The 19823-nt window shown below is 69.2% G+C and carries 12 protein-coding genes; 3 read left to right on the plus strand and 9 right to left on the minus strand.

What is annotated here, in order from left to right:
• The 3 genes from VME70_03480 to VME70_03490 form a co-directional block, all read left to right on the plus strand.
• The coding region (locus tag VME70_03480; GenBank protein HTW19258.1) for an HNH endonuclease signature motif containing protein at positions 1–306 on the plus strand (306 nt) is incomplete at its 5' end.
• Between the two features lie 158 nt (positions 307–464).
• Positions 465–1808 (plus strand): EAL domain-containing protein, encoded by a 1344-nt coding sequence (locus VME70_03485; GenBank protein ID HTW19259.1) that lies wholly within the window; start codon positions 465–467, stop codon positions 1806–1808.
• 70 nt (positions 1809–1878) lie between these two features.
• Positions 1879–5421 carry an adenylate/guanylate cyclase domain-containing protein gene (locus VME70_03490; protein ID HTW19260.1) on the plus strand — a complete coding sequence of 1181 codons (3543 nt, stop codon included), beginning with the start codon at positions 1879–1881 and terminating at the stop codon, positions 5419–5421.
• A gap of 3 nt (positions 5422–5424) precedes the next feature.
• On the opposite strand, the gene VME70_03495 is transcribed toward VME70_03490, so the two are convergent.
• The 9 genes from VME70_03495 to malQ all read right to left on the minus strand — a co-directional run.
• On the minus strand, positions 5425–6288 hold the full coding sequence (locus tag VME70_03495) for an ABC transporter permease (protein HTW19261.1): 864 nt from the start codon (positions 6286–6288) through the stop codon (positions 5425–5427).
• A complete protein-coding gene (locus tag VME70_03500) occupies positions 6285–7391 on the minus strand; it encodes an ATP-binding cassette domain-containing protein (GenBank protein HTW19262.1) in 1107 nt (368 codons plus the stop codon). Before VME70_03500 ends, VME70_03495 begins: the two co-directional genes overlap by 4 nt.
• Positions 7392–7619: 228 nt before the next feature.
• Positions 7620–8558 (minus strand): class I SAM-dependent methyltransferase, encoded by a 939-nt coding sequence (locus VME70_03505; protein ID HTW19263.1) that lies wholly within the window; start codon positions 8556–8558, stop codon positions 7620–7622.
• A gap of 163 nt (positions 8559–8721) precedes the next feature.
• The gene (locus tag VME70_03510; GenBank protein HTW19264.1) at positions 8722–9486 is read right to left on the minus strand and encodes a hypothetical protein; all 765 of its coding nucleotides are present in this window, start codon (positions 9484–9486) and stop codon (positions 8722–8724) included.
• A complete protein-coding gene (treY, locus tag VME70_03515; GenBank protein HTW19265.1) occupies positions 9483–12035 on the minus strand; it encodes a malto-oligosyltrehalose synthase in 2553 nt (850 codons plus the stop codon). The genes VME70_03510 and treY overlap by 4 nt, the downstream gene beginning before the upstream one ends.
• Positions 12036–12038: 3 nt before the next feature.
• On the minus strand, positions 12039–14165 hold the full coding sequence (gene glgX, locus VME70_03520; GenBank protein HTW19266.1) for a glycogen debranching protein GlgX: 2127 nt from the start codon (positions 14163–14165) through the stop codon (positions 12039–12041).
• Complete coding sequence (treZ, locus tag VME70_03525; protein HTW19267.1) at positions 14162–15982, minus strand: malto-oligosyltrehalose trehalohydrolase; 1821 nt, start codon at positions 15980–15982, stop codon at positions 14162–14164. The genes glgX and treZ overlap by 4 nt, the downstream gene beginning before the upstream one ends.
• On the minus strand, positions 15979–17928 hold the full coding sequence (glgB, locus tag VME70_03530; GenBank protein ID HTW19268.1) for a 1,4-alpha-glucan branching protein GlgB: 1950 nt from the start codon (positions 17926–17928) through the stop codon (positions 15979–15981). The genes treZ and glgB overlap by 4 nt, the downstream gene beginning before the upstream one ends.
• Positions 17925–19823, minus strand: a 1899-nt coding sequence (gene malQ / locus VME70_03535; GenBank protein HTW19269.1) for a 4-alpha-glucanotransferase, incomplete at its 5' end; no start/stop codon positions are given. The genes malQ and glgB, both read right to left, overlap by 4 nt.

Here is a 19823-nt window from a genome sequence, read left to right on the forward strand (position 1 = left end):
AGCACACAGCTACGGCGGATCATCACCGCCCGGGACCGGACCTGCCGGTTCCCCGGCTGCTCCCGCCCCGCCCGGCACTGCGACATCGACCACGACCAGGAATGGACCGACCACGGGATCACCGCGACCTGCAACCTGCGCTGCCTGTGCCGCATGCACCACCAGATGAAAACCAAGAAACACTGGACCTCACACACCCAGCCCGACCAGACCACGATCTGGACCAGCCCCTTCGGCTACACCACGCGACAGCCACCCGCCAGCTACCCCACCACGACCGACCCACCCACCGAAACCGCCGCGTGAATACCGTTCGGCCACCGGCTGGCGCGCAAAATCACGGCCGTGGCGTTCGCTGCTGTGGCTGGTGCAGCGCTTAAGGCATCAGCGTGACCTGTCGATTTTGACAAGATGCTGTGCCTCCCGGCGACTGCGCTGGTCGGCGGCGACGCGGAGTCGTCGACATGACGATCTCCGCTGACCTGGCCGACGCAATGGGTCAGATCACCGACCCTTCGCGCCTCCTTCAGCGCGTGACCGAGCGCACGCTCGAGCTGATTCGAGCTGCCGATGGTGTGCTCGTCGGCTTCACCGACGAGAGCGGCATCACGTATGTGAGCGCCGCCGGCAAGCAGGCTTCTTACATCGGCACAAAGGTCGACTACGCGACCAGCCTGGCCGGGCTCGCGGTCCGGACCGGCCACCTGCAGCGTTCGGACGACAGCGAGACCGACCACCGTGTCGACCGCGAGACCGGCCGGCGGCTCTCAGTGGTCTCGATCATGTGCATGCCGCTGATGCGAGGCGAGCAGGCCATCGGCGTACTGACCATCAACTCCGAGCGTGCGCACGCGTTCTCCGACGCCGACGTCGCAACCGTCAACCAGGTCGCCGACTTCGTCGCCGTGGTCGTGAGCTCGGCCCGTGACCTCTCACGGATCAAGAGCCATCTCATGCAGCCGGGCGATACGCCCGACGCACCTCCGGATGCGGCCGACACCGCCGTCGTCGGCCAGGACGCCGCGACGCGCTATGTCATGAGCGTGCTCAGCCCGGACACGGTCGAGAACATCGACTCCGCTCGCCGCGTCCGCGGGATCCTCCGGGACCCGACCGCCCTGACCGTCGTCTACCAGCCGATCTTCGACCTGGTCGCGAACGGGATGACGGCGGTCGAGGCGCTGACCCGCTTCGAGGCTGCCCCGCATCAGCCGCCGAACGTCTGGTTCGAGGAAGCACACCGGGCCGGCCTCGGCGTCGACCTGGAGCTGCTCGCGGTCGAGCGCGCGCTCTCCCAGCTGGACAAGCTGCCGAGCAAGGTCGACGTCACACTCAACGTCGGGCCCGCCACGGTGATGTCCGAACGGTTCCGCGAAGCGATCGCCGATCACATCAAGCGCGTGATCATCGAGCTCACCGAGTACAAGAGCGTCGACGACTATCCGAAGCTGCTCTCGACACTGCAGGCCATCCGCCATGAAGGCGCGCGCCTCGCCGTCGACGACACGGGCGCCGGCTACGCGAGCATGACCGACATCCTCAAGCTCGCCCCCAACTACATCAAGTTCGACCGGGCCTTGATCACATCGATCGACATCGACCCGGTACGACGAGCCTTGGCCACGGCCCTGGTCGCGTTCGCCGACGGCACGGGCGCGAGCATCGTCGCCGAAGGAGTCGAGGACGGCGGCGAGCTCAGCGTGCTGCGCAGCCTCGGCGTCCGCTACGCGCAGGGCTACTTCCTCGGTCGCCCCTCCGCGGCCGAAGAGTTCCTGACCGACGAGGAGATCGAAGCACAAGGCGCGTAAGCGCCGGAGCCTTGCGCGTCCCCTTCGCGTTCGCCGTACCGCGCCAGCGGCGGTCGAATAGGGTCCCCACATGACGACGGAGCCGCAGTGCGGGTCCTGTGGCGCAGCGAACGGTGCCGACGCGCGGTTCTGCTCGAACTGCGGCACCGCCTTGTCGCTGACCTGCCCGAGCTGCGGGCATGCGGCCAGCGGGCGGTTCTGCTCCTGGTGCGGCTCCACACTTTCCGTGCCGGCCGGCGAGGCGCCGGCCGGGCAGAACAAGCCGGTCCAGGCGTCGTCGGCGCCGGTTGCCGAGCGGCGCGTGACCTCCGTCCTGTTCGCCGACCTGGTCGGGTTCACGACCCTGTCCGAAGCCCGCGACAGCGAGGACGTGCGAGAACTGCTCTCGCGCTACTTCGTCGTCGCTCGCACGATCGTCACCCGGTTCGGCGGCACGGTCGAGAAGTTCATCGGCGACGCGGTCATGGCGGTCTGGGGCGTCCCGACCACCCAGGAGGACGATGCCGAGCGCGCGGTTCGCGCCGGGCTCGACCTGATCGACGCGGTGAAGGCGCTGGGCGACGAGGTCGGTGCGCCCGACCTCGCCCTACGCGTCGGGGTGGTCACCGGTGAGGTTGCGGTCACCCTCGGCGCGACCGGCGAGGGCATGGTCGCGGGCGACGTCGTCAACACCGCGGCGCGGGTGCAGTCCCTCGCGGCTCCCCACCAGGTCTGGGTCGACGACACCACCCGGCGGCTCACGTCCGGCGGTATCGCCTACACCGACGCGGGCTCGCATCTGCTCAAGGGCAAGACCGAGCCGGTGACCGTCTTCGCGGCTCGCCAGGTGGTCGCGTCGGTCGGCGGCGCCCAGCGCGTCGACGGCCTCGAGGCACCCTTCGTCGGCCGCGACCGGGAGATGCGGCTGGTGAAGGAGCTCTTCCACGCGACGATGGAGGAGGGCCGACCGCGGCTGGTCGCGGTGAGTGGGCTGCCCGGCGTCGGCAAGACCCGGCTTGGCTGGGAGTTCGAGAAGTACATCGACGGCGTCGTCAGCACGGTGCGCTGGCACCGCGGACGCTGCATCTCCTACGGCGAGGGCGTTGCGTTCCGCGCGCTAGCCGAGATGGTTCGCAGCCGGCTCGGCGTACTCGACGGCGACGAGCCCGCGGTCATCGCAACGAAGCTGGATACCGGCCTGAACCGGTGGGTGACCGACCCCGAGGAGCGGGATTGGCTGTCTCCCCGGCTCGGAGTCCTGCTCGGCGGCGATCTGTCCGCGCGCGACAGCTACGCGCCGGCTGACCTGTTCGCCGCCTGGCAGGTCTTCTTCGAGCGCCTGATCGATGACGAGGCAACCGGAGTCGCGCTGCTCGTCGAGGACCTCCAGTGGGCCGACGACGGACTGCTCGACTTCATCGAGCATCTGCTGGCCCGCAGCCAGGCGCCGATCTTCGTCCTCGGCTTTGCCCGCCCGGAGCTCGACGAAAGGCGGCCGCACTGGTCCACCGGTCGGCGATCCACACCGCTGCACCTCGAGCCGCTCGGTGCGCCGGCCATGGAGCGGCTGGTTGACGGGTTGGTCGACGGGTTGTCGGAACGTTTGCGCGCGACGCTCGTCACCCGTTCCGAAGGCATCCCGCTGTACGCCGTAGAGACGGTGCGCGCACTCATCGACCGCGACGTGGTGATCCCGCACGAGGGCCGGTACGTCGTGGCCGAGGGCATCGATCCCGACGTGGACGCCAGTGCGCCAACCAGCCTGCACACGCTGATCGCGGCCCGCCTGGACACGCTGACGTCGGAGGAACGGCGCGTCGTACAGGACGGCGCGGTCCTCGGGCTGTCCTTCCCGCGCGCCTCACTCGCTGCGTTGAGCGAGGGCAACACCGACCCTGATGCCCTCGATCGCGCGGTCGATGGCCTGGTGCGCAAGGAGATCCTGGTCCTCGACAGCGACCCGCGCTCGCCCGAGCGCGGACAGTACCGGTTCGTGCAGGCGATGGTTCGAGCCGTCGCGTACGAGACCCTTTCGCGACGCGACCGCAAGGCGCGGCATCTGCTTGCGGCCGAGCGGCTCGGAAGCGAGGCGGACGCAGACACCTACGCCGCGGTCATCGCCTCCCACTATCTGGATGCGCGGGCGGCTGATCCCGGCGCCGCCGACGCTCCCGATCTCGCGGCGCGCGGCGTGGCAATGCTCGAGACTGCAGCCGCCCGCGCGAGCTCGCTCGGTGCTCCGGCTCAAGCGCAGCGGTACTTCACCCGCGCCTTGCAGTTCGCCGAGGAGCCTGCCGCGCGCGCTCGACTCGGTGTCGGTGCGGCGTCGAGCGCAGTCACCGCCGGTGACCTGCGCAGCGCCGTCGAGCTGGCCGAAGACGCAAGAAGCGCTGCGGAGGATGCCGGCCTGCCGCTGGAGGCCGCCCAGGCTCTGGTGGTGATCGGTGACGCCTTGAACAACCAGGGCCTCGGACACGGCCTGCCCGACCGGCTGATCCCCGTGTTCGAGTCGATGCCGGACACCCCCGAGACGATTCGAGTCCGGACCCGGCTCGCTCAGAACGTCACCAGGGCGTACTTCGCCAGCATCGTGGACCTCGAGAAGGCAACCCGATGGGCGGACATCTGCACGTCGCTCGCAGAGGCGGCCGAGGACTGGAAGCTGCTCAGCGACACGTTGGGCGGCTACGGCGCCATTCTCATGACGTCGGGCCGCCCGACGATGGGACTCGGCCTGCTCCAGGTCGCACTGTCGGTGGCGAGGGTGCACAAGCTGCCCGCGGCCGAGCTGATTCCCCTGAACAACCTGGCCAGCTTCGGCGCCGCTCGCGACATCACCGCCGCCCGCCAGCACGTCGAGGAAGGCCTGCAGGTGGCGAGACGGCTGGGCTCGCGCGACACCGGCGCTTACCTGGTGGGAACGGCCGCATTCGTGTACTGGGTCTGCGGCGCATGGGACGAGATGGAAAGCCTGGCTGTCGACCTCGACGCCGACAGCTATCGGGACATCTCCTCGGTCCTGGACTCCTACCTCGCCGTCATGGCAATGGCACGGGGATCCGAGGCCCGTCGCATCCCGCCCGACGCCGACCCCGCCAACGTCGCGGTGCAGTGGAACGCCGCCCTGCTCACGACGAGTGCGGTTGCCGCCTGGCGGGACGGCGACGCCGACTCCGCGATCAGCAAGCAGCTCGAGGCGATCACGACCTACTACCAGTTCGGTGGCCTCGACGACGACTTCCCGACGTACTGGACCTTGCTGCTCGACTTCGCCGCCTCCAGCGGCCGGCCCGCCGACGCCGAGTACTGGTTCCGGCTGGTCAGCGAGACGCCGCGTGGGCGCGTGTCGCCCCTCCTGCGCGCGCTCGTGCCGTACTTCCGCGCCCGCCTGAGCGGCGCCTCCCCCGACCTCATCGACGGGGACTTCACCGAGGCGGCGAAGGCGCTGCGCAGCTTCGGCGCGCCGTACTGGCTGGCCCGCTGCCTGCTCGACCATGCCGAGTTCCTCATCGCCGAGAACCGGACTGAGGCGGCGACCGCCCTGCTCGACGACGCCGAGCGCATCTTCAGCTCGCTGCGCGCAGCGCCGTGGGTCGAGCGGACCCAGCGCTCGATGGCGCTTGCGGTGCGCTGAGCGCTACTCCGTCCGAGAGAACTTCGCGATCGCGATCGCGAGCATCGTGAGGCCGATCGCGACCACCATCGCCATCTCGAGCACGGCGGGCACGCGCCAGCCCCACCAGGTGATGCCAGGCGCAAGCGTGTGCCGAGCGGCCGCCGAGACGTCGAGGCGGCTGAACACGAACCGGCGAATCGGGTCGACGGCGTAGGTCAGCGGGTTGAGCCGGCTCACGATGCCCAGCCAGGCCGGCAGACCGGAGATCGGATACAGCGCGCCGGAGAGGAAGAACATCGGCATAACGAGCAGCTGCATCACCATCGTGAAGGTCTGGAACTGCTTGATCGTCGCGGCGACCATCGTGCCGAAGGCGCTGACCGTGAACGCCACCAGCAGCTGCAGGCCGAACACCCCGAGCAGCAGGACCGGGTTGTAGGGCACGTGTACGAGACCGGCCAGCGCGAGCATGATCACGCCCTGGCTGGCTGCGATGGTCGTGCTGCCCAGGCACTTGCCCAACACGATCGACGACCGCAACACCGGCGCGACCATCATCTCGCGCAGAAACCCGAACTCGCGGTCCATGGCAAGCGACGCTGCGCTGAACATCGCGCTGAACACCAGCGACGTACACAGCACACCGGGGAAGATGAACGTCTTCAGCTCGACCCCGTGCGTAGAGCTCGCGGAAAGCGACTGCAGCCCGGCGCCCAGCACGAACAGAAACCCGAGCGGCTGCACCAGCCAGGTCATGATCCGGGTCGGATCGTCGAAGAAGCGCACCAGATCGCGGCGCCACACGATCCGCACGGCCCGCAGCTCCGACCGCCACGACCGCTCCGGGACCCGTACGGCGGCGACGTCCGCGATCGTCGCGGTCATCGTGCCCTCATCAGCATGCGCATGGCCTGGCGGTTGCGTGCGTCGGCCACGGAAGCCTCGGCGTCCCTGATGGTCGAACCGGTGTAACGCATGAAGACGTCGTCCAACGTCGGGCGCGAGACCGAGACCGACGTGATGCCCACACCGAGCTCGGCGAACAACCTCGGCACGAAGGCCTCGCCCGAGCCGACGTGGAACGTCACCGCGCCTTCGGAAACGGTCGCATCGAGCCCGAACCGCTCCCGCAGAGAGGCGATCGCGGCGTCCTCGTCCGCGGTGCCGATTGCCACGCGATCGGCACCGACACTCGCCTTGAGTGCCTCGGGCGTGTCCAGTACGACGATCTCGCCGCGGTCCATGATCGCGATGCGGTCGCAGAACTCTGCTTCGTCCATGTAGTGCGTCGTCATGAAGATCGTGGTGCCTTCCCTTTCTTGCAACGAGCGGATGTAGCGCCAGATCGAGCTGCGTGTCTGCGGGTCGAGCCCGATCGTCGGTTCGTCGAGAAACAGCACGCGCGGCGAGTGCATCAACCCGCGCGCGATCTCGAGCCGGCGGCGCATGCCGCCCGAAAACGTCATGACCTTCTGGTCCCGGCGTTCCCAGAGGTCGACCATCTCGAGCATCTGGCGCATCCGACCCGGAATGGCCGCGGACTCGACGCCGTACAGCTCGGCATGCAGCCGGAGGTTCTGCTCGGCGGTGAGATACCCGTCCAGGGTCGGGTCCTGGAAGACCAGGCCGATGTGACGGCGGACATGGTCGCGGTCGCGAACGACGTCGTAGCCGCTGACGCGGGCGGTGCCGGCAGTCGGCCGGGCCAGCGTGCACAGCATGTTGATCGTCGTGCTCTTGCCCGCACCGTTCGGGCCGAGGAAGCCGAACACCTCGCCGGCTTCGACCGTGAACGAGACGCTGCGCACCGCCTCGATCTCGCCATAGGTCTTGCTGAGCGCCGCTACCTCGATCGCGGGTGGTTGTCCGGGTTGGTCAGGTGGCTGAGGGAACTCGTTGCGCGTGACTGTGATTGATGCCTCCGAGGATTGGTGCTTTCCTTCGTGTTCCGGACCTCGGCTCGTCCGGCCGGGCCCACGGCCGACGATTGTGCCCCGCGACCCGGGCCTTGCGGCAAGCCCCCAGGTGCGCTATATCTTGAAAGTGGAAGGGATCTCGTCCCTTCCTTTTTTGTGTTCGGAGGGCGGTCGGCGGTCGGCCGGTGGGACGGACCGCATCCAGCTCGGGACTTTGGCCCCTGCCTTGCCGCCCGACAAGACGCGACACTGCCGGAGCCGGCATCCAGGCATAGCCGCTCGCGTCAGTGCGCGGCGGGTTCAGCGCCGGCGTGCGACGGTCAAGCCGTCACGCACCGGAAGCATGACCGCGTCCACCCGCTCATCCACGGCGATCAGGTCGTTGAGCTTCCGCATCGCGACATGGTGAGCCTCCTGGTACGCCGGATCGAACACGCGACCGCCGAGAAACACGTTGTCGATCAGGATCAGCCCGCCCACTCGCATCCGCGGCACGAGCTGTTCGAAGTACGCCGGGTAGCTGTCCTTATCGGCGTCGATGAACGCGACGTCGATGTTCAGGTCGTGCGGAAGCGACGCGAGCGTGACCAGCGCGGGTCCGAGCCGCGCTTCGATAACATGCGACAGCCCAGCCCGCTCCCAGTACTTGCGGGCAATGCCGGTCCATTCCTCGGACGTGTCACAGGTGATCAACCGGCCGCCGTCAGCGAGCCCGCGAGCGATACAGATCGAGGAGTAACCGGTGAACGTCCCGACCTCGACCGCCAACCGAGCTCCGACGACCGAGGTCAGGAGAGTGAGCAACGCGCCCTCGTCAGGGCTGACCTGCATACCCGCGCTGCCTCCGGTCGCGCTGATCGTCTCGGCGATGAGGTCGCGAAGAACCTCGTCCGGTCGGGGCGAGTGCCCGCTGACGTAGTCGTTCACCATCGGTCCGAGGATCTCGATGTCGGCGCCGTCGACGGGGTCCTGCCATGCGGGGTCGGGCGCTTCAGGAGCGTGTGTGGCGAGCCGGTCGGTCAGATCGTGTTCGAGATCCCGGAGAGCGGGGCCATCGGCCGCGCTGACCACCAGCACGAGCTCCGAGCCGACCGGCCGGGCGGTCCAGTGCCCGTCGCCGATCTGCCGGCGGATGCCGCCGTCGCCGACCACGTCGACGTGGTACGGGGCCACCTCCGCGAGCCGGCGGGTGAGTTGCCATGGGTCGGGCACGCTGAGCGAAGCGGTCGAGAGCGGCAACGGGTGGTCTCCTTGTCGACACGTCGGCGAGCAGGCGAACGCGCTCAGTCTCCCCAGTGCGTCCGCGGTTAAAGCGCCGGCGATGCCGTGGTCGTCACGTAGCGCGCCGGCGGACCAGCCAGACGGTAAGGGCAATGAGCGCCAGCACGAAGGGAGCGCCCGCTCAGGAGGAGCAGGCGATGTCGTGGTCGGTCGTCCCGACGATCCACTGCGCGAGCAGCGCCGGCCCCCCGGTGATCGAGTGCTTCTTGCAGTTCTCCCGCGCGTGGTGCTTGCTGTTCGCGCCGCCGCCCCACACCGTGGTGTGGGACATCCGGATGTCATCCGCGATCTCGACCCACCAGACCGTCTCGGTGTAGATGCCTGCGGAGATGTGCGGGTGCTTGCGCAGGAAGTGCAGCGCGCCCTGGATGTCGGCGATGTTCGCCGCGATGCCCGCCCGGCTGACACCCCACGAGTTGTCGGGCTCGACGTCGAGCCACCAGCGGCCCTTGCCGCTGCTGCCCGTCGCCCGGACGTACCCAAGGGCGGTCTGCGCCGTCTCGACGCCGTAGTCGTAAGCGCAGCCGACGTCGTACTTCGGCTTGCGATGGCAGACCTTCGGGCCGCCCTTGCCCCAATGCGAGCTCTTGTGCCCGGGGTCGGCGAGGTTGACGTAGTACTGCGGGGAGTAGGTGAGCGACCTGGCCCAGGCGTACTCGGCAGCGAGACATGGCGAGGGATGGAACGGCTTGCCGGCGGTCGCGCCGACGACGCCGAAGGCTCCGCCGCTCGGCAGCGCGGAGCCGCAGGACGCATCCCCGACGTCGTAGCCAACCGCGCCGGGCCTCGGATGACTCGTCGGTCGGAAGGCCGCGCCGTGCGCGCCCGGCAGCGGTGCGAGGGCAAGGGCGACGAGGCACGCGAAGCGGGCAAATAGTGAAATCACGACGTCGTGAGGGTACCTGCGGCCGGCGATGCGGGGTGGAGGACCGCGACCGGCAGCTGGTCGAGCAGATCGGAAAGCCGGATCCGGCCGGCGTCCGCAACAACCTCCCGATCCGTGAGTGCGTCGCGCCAGCCGGCGACCGTTTCGGGCAGCACAACGTCGGTGCTCCCCCAGATCTCGCCGCAGGGAAAGGCGCCCGCCCCGGCGAGGGTCAACGGCAGGCGTGGCACCACTGTGACGACGCTGATGCCGTCCCTCGAACGCGCGTAGGCAACGACGTGCGCCGCGGCGGGTCCCCGGACATCGAGGCGGTCGTAGTCCGCTAGATCCCACCACTCCCCCAGCCGGCGCCGCAGCTGGAGACAGCGGGACAACACGAGCTGCTTGATCCGGCCGGTTCGCCAGGTGTCAAGCAGGCCGCGGGGATCGGAGTCATGAAGAGTGAGCGCATCGCGGTGGCGCGCCCAGTCCACCGCCCGCCGGTTGTCCGGATCTGTCAACGCCTGGAACCAAAGATCGTCGCCTTGATAGACGTCGGGAACGCCGGGTGCGGTCGCGCCGAGCACAACCGCGGCAAGCGAGTTCGAAGCACCGGCGGCGGCCACCCGTTCGACGAGCGACAAGACGATGTCGCGACCGGGACCCCGAACCACCTCGGCCGCAAGCTCCCGGTAGGCCGCTTCGTACTCTTCGTCGACCGCGGTCCACGAGCTGTGGATGCCGGCCTCGCGGGATGCCTTGTCAAGATGCGCGCCGAGCCGCGCGAGGAAGCTCTCGTCCACCTCCTCGCCGATCGGCCAGGCCGCCACCGCGGTCTGGTAGAGGTAGCGGCGCGCGGCGGCATCGACGCGACCGTCAGCCGGTATCACGTCGAGGCGCGCGACCGCTTCGGTCCATGACGGGCCGAGCTCGCTCAGCGCGGCGAGCCGGCAACGAACGTCGAGACTGCGCTTGCTGTCGTGGGTCGAGCCGGCAGTCATTGCCCGTGGCCATGTGCCCGCTCGCTGTTGCATCTGCTCGTGCCATTCAGACGGCGACCAGGTCGCCCGATCCGGATCGACACCGACTTCGCAGACGGCGAGCAGCCGGCCGGCGTCGAAGCTGGCCTGGTCCTCCACGCCTTTCGCCATCGCCGCCGAGGTCAGCTGCTGCCAGCCGTACGCGGCGCGCGCTCCCCCGCCGGCGTCGTCCACTGCGCTCGACATGACCGCCAGGGCCGCTGCCAGCGCGGCGTGACACTCCGCGGGCAGCGTCGACCGAGCGGCGGCCGCGGCCGCCTGCACCCGGCCGAGGTCCTCGGGCCGCATGGGGTGGCGCTCCCGGCGGTAGGTGCGGTAGACGCCGAGGTTCGCGCTGAGCGCCTCGAGTGCGGAGCGCAGCTGATCGACGTCTTCGGTCACGCCGGCTGCCGCCAGCGCGCGCAGCACGTCATCGACCGAACCCGCAAACATCGTTCTGAGCACGTCGAGCTTCGCCTCGACCGCTCGGTCGTGAAAGCCGCGATGGTCACCGGACGCCGCCGCCTGCTCGTCGGCGACCTGTTGAAAACCGGCCGGATCGATCAGCACGCCGGTGACCGCCGCAGCGGCCTCGTAGCCGGTCGTGCCGTCGACCGGCCAGGGCGGGAGTGCCTCGTCCCGCGCCAGGATCTTCTCGACCGTGATCACGTGTCGCACGCCGTTCGCGTCTACGAGATCGCGCAGCCGTTGCAAGTACGTCGTGGGATCCCGAAGGCCGTCGACGTGATCGACCCTGAAGCCGGCGACCCGGTGGTCCGCAGCCAGGGCCGCGACCAGCCGGTGGGTCTCCTCGAAGACGACGGGGTCTTCTTGGCGGATCCCGATCAGGTCGTTGATGGCGAAGAACCGCCGGTAGTTGATCTCGCGGCCGGCCGCCCGCCAGTCCACCAGCCGGTAGTGCTGTCGCGATTCGAGCAGCTCGATCTGGCGCGCCACCGCGCGGTCGTTGCGCGGGTCGGCGCCGGCCAGCTCGAGCAATACGGGCAGGTCGTCATCGCCGGGACCGGCGTCCGCGATCGGGTAGCGCGTCTCGCCGAGCCGGAGCGCGAAGCCGCCGTCCTCAGCCGCGCGCTCCACGCGAAGCGTCCCGCGACGAATCACCTCCGGTAGCGAGCCGTCCAGCACCGGGAGCACGATCCGACGGGCGCCGCGCTCCCAGTTCACGTCGAACCACGCGGCGTACGGCGATCGGCGGCCGTGTCGCAGCAGGTCGCGGAAGTAGCGGTTCGCCGGATTCGCCGCGAGGTGGTTCGGCACGATGTCGATCAATGCCGACATCTCATGCGTCGCGAGTGCGCTCAGCATCTGCTCGAGCCCGTCCGCTCCCCCCAGCGACGGGTCGACGGCGTTCGGGTCGATGCCGTCGTACCCGTGGGAGCTCGAGGGCATCGCCGTCGCAATCGGCGAGAGGTAACACGTCTCGACGCCCAGGTCGTGAAGGAACGGCACCAGCTCGGCCGCGGCCGCAAAGCCGAGGCCGTTGAGCTGCAGCCGGTAGGTCGAGCCGAGCCGATGTGCTGACCTGCTCATTGCCTACAGCCGAGCAGGATTCTCGTTGTGCCGCAAGAGAATCGTCGAGTGGCGCGCCAGCATGATCGACGGCGTCCGGACCAGCCTCGGTTCCGGTCGGGCGGTGCTGAACAGCTCCTCCCAGACGCCGGGCCGGCCGACCGGCGGCAGGGTGTACTTGCGCGGGTTGCGCCCGGCGTTGAGCAGGAGGAGCAGCGTCTCGCCGACGACCGCGCGGCCGCGGCTGTCCAGCTCGTCACCGGCGCGGCCGTGCATCAACATGCCGAGCGCGTGACTGGACTTGTCCGCCCAGTCGTCCTCGGTCATCTCGAGGCCGTCGGGCCGGATCCAGAGGACATCCGGCTCCCCCGGCTCGTCACCCTCGGTGCCGGCGAAGAAGTGCCGGCGGCGCAGCACGGGATGCGCCTGCATGATGTCGATCAGCTGCTTGGTGAAGTCGAACAGCTCCTGCGCGGGCTCGTCGATCTCCCAGTTGACCCAGCTGATCTCGTTGTCCTGGCAGTAGGCGTTGTTGTTGCCGCCCTGAGTACGCCCGATCTCGTCCCCCGCGAGGATCATGCGAACCCCTTGGGAGAACATCACGGTCGCGAGCATGTTGCGCTTCATCCGCTCGCGCATCCGGTTGACCTGGTCGGACTCCGTCTCGCCCTCGGCCCCCCAGTTCTTGCTGTAGTTCTCCGAAGTGCCGTCCTGGTTGTTCTCGCCGTTCGCCTCGTTGTGCCGATGGTCGTAGCTGACCAGGTCGGTGAGAGTGAACCCGTCGTGACAGGTGACGAAGTTCACCGAGGCGTACGTCGTCCGCCGGCTCGGCGCGAAGATGTCACTCGACCCGGACAGCCGGGACGCCACCTCCGGGACCATGCCGTCGTCGCCACGCCAGAACTGCCGGATCGAGTCGCGGTAGCGACCGTTCCACTCCGACCAGCCCTGCGGGAACCGGCCGAGCTGGTAACCGTCGGGGCCGACATCCCACGGCTCTGCAATCAGCTTGACCCCCGACAGCACCGGGTCCTGCTGCACGATCTCGAAGAACGCGGTCGGCGGCCCGTTCTCGTATCCGCGGACGAGCACCGGCGCGAGGTCGAAGCGGAAACCGTCGACGTGCATGTCGGTCACCCAGTAGCGCAGGCTGTCCATGATCAGGCCCATCGTGCGCGGGTGGTTGAGGTTCAGGCTGTTGCCGGTGCCGGTGAAGTCGTAGAGGAAGCGATGGTCGTCGGGGTTGTACCGGTAGTAGGTCGCGTTGTCGATGCCGCGCAGCGACAGTGTCGGTCCGAGATGGCTCCCCTCGGCGGTGTGGTTGTAGACCACGTCGAGGATGACCTCGAGCCCGGCCCGGTGCAGGGTCTTGACCATCGACTTGAACTCGCCGACCTGCTCGCCGCCGCCACCGGTGGCGTAGCTCACGTGCGGGGCGAGGAACCCGATCGAGTTGTATCCCCAGTAGTTCGTCAGCCCGCGGTCGACGAGATCCCGCTCGGGCAGGAACTGGTGCACCGGCATCAGCTCCACCGCGGTGACGCCGAGCGTCGTGAGGTGATCGATCACCGGGTCCGATGCGAGCCCGAGGTAGGTGCCGCGCAGCTCAGGTGGCACCTGCGGGTGCCGAGCGGTCATTCCCTTCACGTGACACTCGTAGATCACGGTGCGGTTCAACGGCGTGCGCGGCGCCGCGTCGTCCCCCCAGGTGAACGCCTGATCGACCACGACGCACTTCGGGATCGCGCCGGCGGAGTCGCGGTCGTCACGCGACAGGTCCAGGTCGGGGTCACCGATCGTGTAGCCGAATAGCTCGTCGCTCCACTTGATCGCCCCGCTCACGGCCTTGGCGTAGGGGTCGATCAGCAGCTTGGCCGGGTTGAACCGGTGGCCTGCCTCGGGCTCATACGGCCCGTGCACCCGGTAGCCGTACAGCGCGCCCGGTCGGACGTCCGGCAGGTAGACGTGCCAGATGTCGTCGGTCGCCTCCGGCATCGCGATCGTCTCTCGCGGCGTCGCGTCGTCCGCCGCATCGAACAGGCACAGCTCAACGCCGGTCGCGTGCTCGGAGAAGATCGCGAAGTTCACGCCCTCGCCCGTCCACGTCGCTCCCAGCGGGTACGGCGAACCGGGCCAGACCCGCGTGGTCACTGTGCCGCCCCTTGCCGGCCGGCCAGCAACGCGAACCCCATCGACCCGACTGCAACCGCGTCCGCCGCCGGGCGATCCCCCGGCTCGTCATTCCCTTCGATCACCACGACCGCCTCCTCGAGCGAGTTTCCGATCTCGACCCGCGCCGCGATCGCACCGAAGTTGAACGCCGCAACGGTGGTCTCGTCGGCGCCCCGGGAAGTGACCGTCACCAGGTCGCCGACTCGTTCCACCACGCGCTCGGTCCCTGCGGCGTGTAGGGTCGGATGGTCCCGGCGCGCGGCCAACAGGTCGCGATAGAGCGCGAGCATCGCGGCGCCGTCGCCGCTGCTGCGTCGCTCCCAGTCCAGCCGGGCCGCCGTGAACGTCGCCTCGGCGCCCGGATCGAGCCGGTCCGCCTCGCGCCCGAACTCCTCCGCGCGCCCCTCGCGCACCGCCCGCAGCAGGGCGGGATCCGAGTGGTCGACGAAGTACGGGAAGGGCGCTTGTTCGGCGTACTCCTCGCCCATGAACAGCATCGGCACGAACGGTGACAGCAACAGCACGGCCGCGGCAAGGCGAGCCTTGGGGAGACCGACCAGCGCGGACAGCCGCTCCGCACCCGCCCGGTTTCCGACCTGGTCGTGATCCTGGGTGTAGCAGACCAGCTGCTGGTTGGCGACCGACCCGACCAGGGAACCGTGCCGGCGGCCTCGAAAGACCGAGTACTCGCCACGGAAGGCGAAACCGTCACGCAGAGACCGCTCGAGCAGCCCGAGGCCGCCGAAGTCGGCGTAGTACCCGTCGCGCTCACCGGTCAGCACCGCGTGCAGGGCGTGGTGGAAGTCGTCGTTCCACTGCGCATCGAAGCCGAGCCCGCCATCGCGCGCCGGGACGACGACCGACGGGTTGTTGTCCGCGCTCTCGGCGATCATCACCACTTCCCGGCCGCGCGCTGCACCGACGGCATGTACGGCGTCGGTGAGCTCGCGCAGAAAGGGCGAGGCGGTGGGGTCGACGATGCCGTGGATCGCGTCCGCGCGAAGGCCGTCGACGTGAAAGTCCCGGCACCACATCACCGCGTTGTCGCAGAAGTAGCGCCGCACCTCGTCCGAACCAGCCTCGGAGAAGTTCATCGCGGCACCCCAAGGGGTTGTGTACGCCTCGGTGAAGTACGGGCCGTACTCGCGGTGCACGACACCTTCCGGGCCGAGATGGTTGTAGACGACGTCGAGGTAGACGGCCAGACCCTTCGCATGGCAGCTGTCCACGAACCGCTGGAATCCTGTCGGTCCGCCGTAGCTGTCCTGCACGGCGAACGGGAAGGCCCCGTCGTACCCCCAGTTCCGTTCGCCCGGGAACGCGTTGATCGGCATCGGCTCCACCGCCGTGACGCCCAACGCGACCAGGTCGTCGAGCCGGTCGATCGCCGCATCGAACGTGCCCGCCGCCGTGAACGTCCCGACGTGCAGCTCGTAGATCACCGCGTCGGACAGCGGGGTGGCGGTGAAGTCGTCGTCGGTCCAGGCGAACCCCTCGGGGTCGAACCCGCGGGACGGGCCGAAGACACCGCTCGGCTGCCATCGCGAGGCAGGGTCCGCGAGCTCGCGCCGGCCGTCGAGGACGAACCGGTACGCCGGAGGCTCCGCGAGGCTGTCGACCTCGGTCACGAAGTAGCCGTCGGCAGCCGCGCGCATGGGGCGCGTCGCGCAGGCGCCGTCGGCAATCACCGCTGTATCCACGCGATCGGCGAACGGCGCCCAGACGACGAACGTCCACTGCTGCGGGCCGGTCCGGCTTGCGCCGAGCGGAAGGGAACGAGTGCCGTCGGAGCTCATCCGGTCCTCGCTGCCGGCTCCGGCTTGAAGATCACGCAACCGAGCGGCGGGATGGTGATGGAGACCCGGTGCGCGAACTCACCCCACGGCTCGGCGCTCGTCTCGACCCCTCCGAGGTTGCCCGAGCCACTGCCTTCGTAGATCCGCGCGTCGCTGTTCAACAGCTCGACCCAGCGGCCAGGGATCGGCACCCCGATGGTGTGGTGGTGCCGAGGCACCGGCGTGAGGTTGAGTGCGACCAGCACCGCGTTGCCCGAAGCGTCGTACCGGAGATAGGTCAGCGTGCTGTCGACCACATCGTCGATCTGGACCCAGCGGAAGCCGGCCGGGTCCGCATCGAGCTCGTGCAACGCAGGCTCGTCCTGGTAGAGCCGGTTCAGGTCGGCGACCCACTGCATCAGGCCGCGATTCGGCTCGCGGTCGAGCAGGTTCCAGTCCAGCGACTGGTCGTGCGCCCACTCGCGTTGCTGGCCGAACTCGCCGCCCATGAACAACAGCTTCTTGCCGGGCTGCGTGAACTGGTAGCCGAACAGCAGCCTGAGGTTGGCGAAGCGCTGCCACTCGTCGCCCGGCATCTTGGTCAGCAGTGACCCCTTGCCGTGCGTCACCTCGTCGTGGGACAGCGGAAGCACGTAGTTCTCACTGAACGCGTAGACGCCGCGGAAGGTGAGCTCGCTGTGGTGGTAGCGCCGATGGATGGGGTCGCGCTGCAGGTACGACAGCGTGTCGTGCATCCATCCCATGTCCCACTTCAGGCCGAAGCCGAGCCCGCCCGCCTCGACCGGTCGGGACACTCCCGGCCAGGCCGTCGACTCCTCGGCGATGGTCTGGATGTCGGGGTGGTCGGCGTACGCACCGATGTTGAACAAGCGCAGGAAGTCGACCGCTTCGTAGTACTCGCGGCCGCCGTTCTGGTTCGGCAGCCACTGGCCGGCCGGCCGTGAGTAGTCGCGATACAGCATCGATGCGACCGCGTCGACGCGAAGCGCGTCGGCGTGGTAGACCGCGAGCCACTGCTCCGCCGACGATGCCAGGAACGACCGCACCTCGGGCCGGCCGTAGTCGAACACCAGACTGCCCCAGTCCGGGTGGAACCCGAGCCGCGGGTCGGGGTGGTCGTAGAGATGCGTGCCGTCGAAGTCGGCAAGGGCGAAGTCGTCGGACGGGAAGTGCGAGGGAACCCAGTCGATGACCACGCCGATGCCCGCCTGGTGCAGCTGGTCGATCATCCACATCAGGTCCTGCGGCGACCCGAACCTCGACGACGGCGCGAAGTACGACGTGACCTGGTAGCCCCACGAGCCGTAGAACGGGTGCTCCATGACCGGCAGGAGCTCGACATGGGTGAAGCCGACCGCTTGGACGTGGTCGATCAACAACGGGGTGATCTCGCGGTAGGTGAGGAACTCATCCGGGCGGGCCGGGTCACGCCGCCACGAGCCCAGATGCAGCTCGTAGATCGACATCGGTGCGTCGAGGCCCGCAGTGCGGTGACGATGCGCCATCCAGGCGCTGTCCTGCCAGTCGTAGGCCAGGTCCCAAAGCACCGATCCGGTGAGCGGCGGGGTCTCGGTGCAGATCGCGTACGGGTCGGCCTTCTGGATCCGGCGGCCGTCGCGGGTCTCGATCTCGAACTTGTACACCTGGCCCTTACGGGCATCGTCGACGGTGCCTTCCCAGATCCCTGAGCTGCCGCGCGGAGTCAGCCGGGCTCTTGGGTTCGTGCCGTCCCACAGGTTGAAGTCGCCCACGACGGAGACCGCGCGCGCGTTCGGCGCCCAGACCGCGAAGTAGTAGCCGGCGCCTGCTTCACAGGCGTGCGCACCGAGCCGTTCTCCCAGCCGGCGATGGGTGCCCTCGTTGAACAGGAAGACGTCCTGCTCGGTGAGCCGGCTCGAGGGCGCCGCTCGGTCGGACGTGGTGAGGCGCGAGCCCGGGACGGTCATCTGCTGGCTCCTTCCGCCGCTGCCGATCGCCGATCGCGAACCCCCGCCAGTACGCCGGTCACGGCCGGATCGCCCGCGATCGCGTCGAACCGCTTCGGGAGCCGGTGCCGCCAGTTGCCGGCCTCCGGGCCCGTGCCCGGACGGTTGTCCGGTGCGCGTTCGCCGAGCAGATCGCCGAGATCGACCAACACGAGCGGCGCCGGACCGGCAGCGAGCGAGGACAACGACGCCGCGAGCGCTTCGTGGACGGTCTGATCCGATCCGCGCCCGAGATCATCCTCGATGCCGGCTGCCTTCACCGTCGCCGCAACGAGCGCCGAGCGAGCATCCGCCTCGGCCGCTGCCTCGGCTGGGTCGACCTCGCCGGCGGCGAGTCGCTCGTCGATGTCCGCGCCGGACCAGTAGGTCGCGAACTTGGGCAGGTCATGCGTGCCGAGCGACGCCGCAGCGGGTCGCCGCGGCTGCGGCAGCGGGTCGTCGACCGACGCCTCGAACCTCGTGACGAAGCTGTGCAACATGCCGTCCCGATCCATCGCCTGCCGGATCGCCGGGGTGACGGTGCCGAGGTCCTCGCCGACGACGACCGCGGCCGCCCGGTCCGCCTCGATCGCGATCACCGCGCGCAGCTCCCGATCCGGGTAGCGCACGTACGCGCCGGTCCGCGCATCACCGCCCGCGGGAATCCAGAACATCCGGTGCAGGCCCAGCACGTGGTCGATCCGGATCCCGGCCGCGTAGCGCAGGGCCTCGCGAAGCGCGCGGATGAAGTACTCATACCCGGACTCGCGCAGGCGGTCCGGATGCAACGGCGGAAAGCCCCACGACTGACCTCCCGCGAAGAACGCATCCGGTGGCGCGCCCACCCCTGCCTCGGCGAACACGTCCGAGTACGCCCAGACGTCGTACCCGTCGGCGTGCACGCCAACCGGCAGATCGAGGTAGAGCCCTGCGCCGCCGGTCGCCGCGGCGGCCAGCTGGGTGGCGGCAGCGAACTGGACGTAGCGGTGGTACTCGATGCTCGCCGGCTCCGGCAGCTCCTCCGGCAGCCGACCGGCGGGCGGCGCCCATGAGCGCCAACGCGTCGCGGCGTGGTCGTCGACGGCTCGGAACTCGGCGTACCTCGAGAGCTCGGGGTTCGCAGCCAGATAGGCGTCGTAGGCCGCTCGTCGCGCACCGCCGCCGGCGATGAGCTCGGCGGTGCAGGCCATCAAGACAGCCCGCTTGCGGCGCATGACGGCGGCGTAGTCGACAGCCGGCCGGCCGGCCAGCTCTTCGAGCTCGCGACGGAGATCGCAGCCGCCGAGCAGCGCCGAGACGCCCGCCGCGCGGGCCTCGGGAAGCGTGGTCACGTCGAGGAAGATCTCGTTCCAGAACAGCCGGCTGTAGGGCAGGTAGGGGCTCGGGTCCACCGGCTCGTGGAACGAGCCCGCGAACAGCGGCAGCGTTCCGGCGTACGAGCCACCTTCGTGCTGCACCCACGATGCGAACCGCGCCAGGTCGGTGAAGCTCCCGATCCCCCAGTCGTCATCGCCCCGGATCGCGTAGAGCGGGGTGACAACGCCGAACTCGAAGTGCGGGGCCGGCAACCTACCCGGCGGCACCAGGACGAGCGAGCCGGCTTCGAGCTTCGGTCCCTTCAGGCCCAGCCGGTGATAGCCGGTCCCGAGCCGAAGGGCGCCGAGCTCCATGCGATAGGCGATCCGCCGGTCGTCCCGCGCGTTCTCGTCCGGCCACGCCACCTCGATGAGCGGCGTCTCGGAGATCTCTCCGGCTTCTGACGTGACTGTCACCGTCACCCGGCCGGCGTCGGTGGCCGGGGAGAGCAGCAGTCGACCGCTGAGCGTTCCGTCCGGCGCCATCACCTGCACCGGCTCGATCACCCGCTCTGCATCCTC

The organism is Mycobacteriales bacterium, from assembly GCA_035504215.1.
Taxonomy (GTDB): Bacteria; Actinomycetota; Actinomycetes; order JAFAQI01; family JAFAQI01; genus DATAUK01.

Bases quoted from the DNA above. Each gene is read 5' to 3' on its own strand.
- VME70_03485 (HTW19259.1), top strand. From the start codon at position 465: ATGACGATCTCCGCTGACCTGGCCGACGCAATGGGTCAGATCACCGAC.
- VME70_03490 (HTW19260.1), top strand. From the start codon at position 1,879: ATGACGACGGAGCCGCAGTGCGGGTCCTGTGGCGCAGCGAACGGTGCC.
- VME70_03495 (HTW19261.1), bottom strand. From the start codon at position 6,288: ATGACCGCGACGATCGCGGACGTCGCCGCCGTACGGGTCCCGGAGCGG.
- treY (HTW19265.1), bottom strand. From the start codon at position 12,035: ATGAGCAGGTCAGCACATCGGCTCGGCTCGACCTACCGGCTGCAGCTC.
- treZ (HTW19267.1), bottom strand. From the start codon at position 15,982: ATGAGCTCCGACGGCACTCGTTCCCTTCCGCTCGGCGCAAGCCGGACC.
- glgB (HTW19268.1), bottom strand. From the start codon at position 17,928: ATGACCGTCCCGGGCTCGCGCCTCACCACGTCCGACCGAGCGGCGCCC.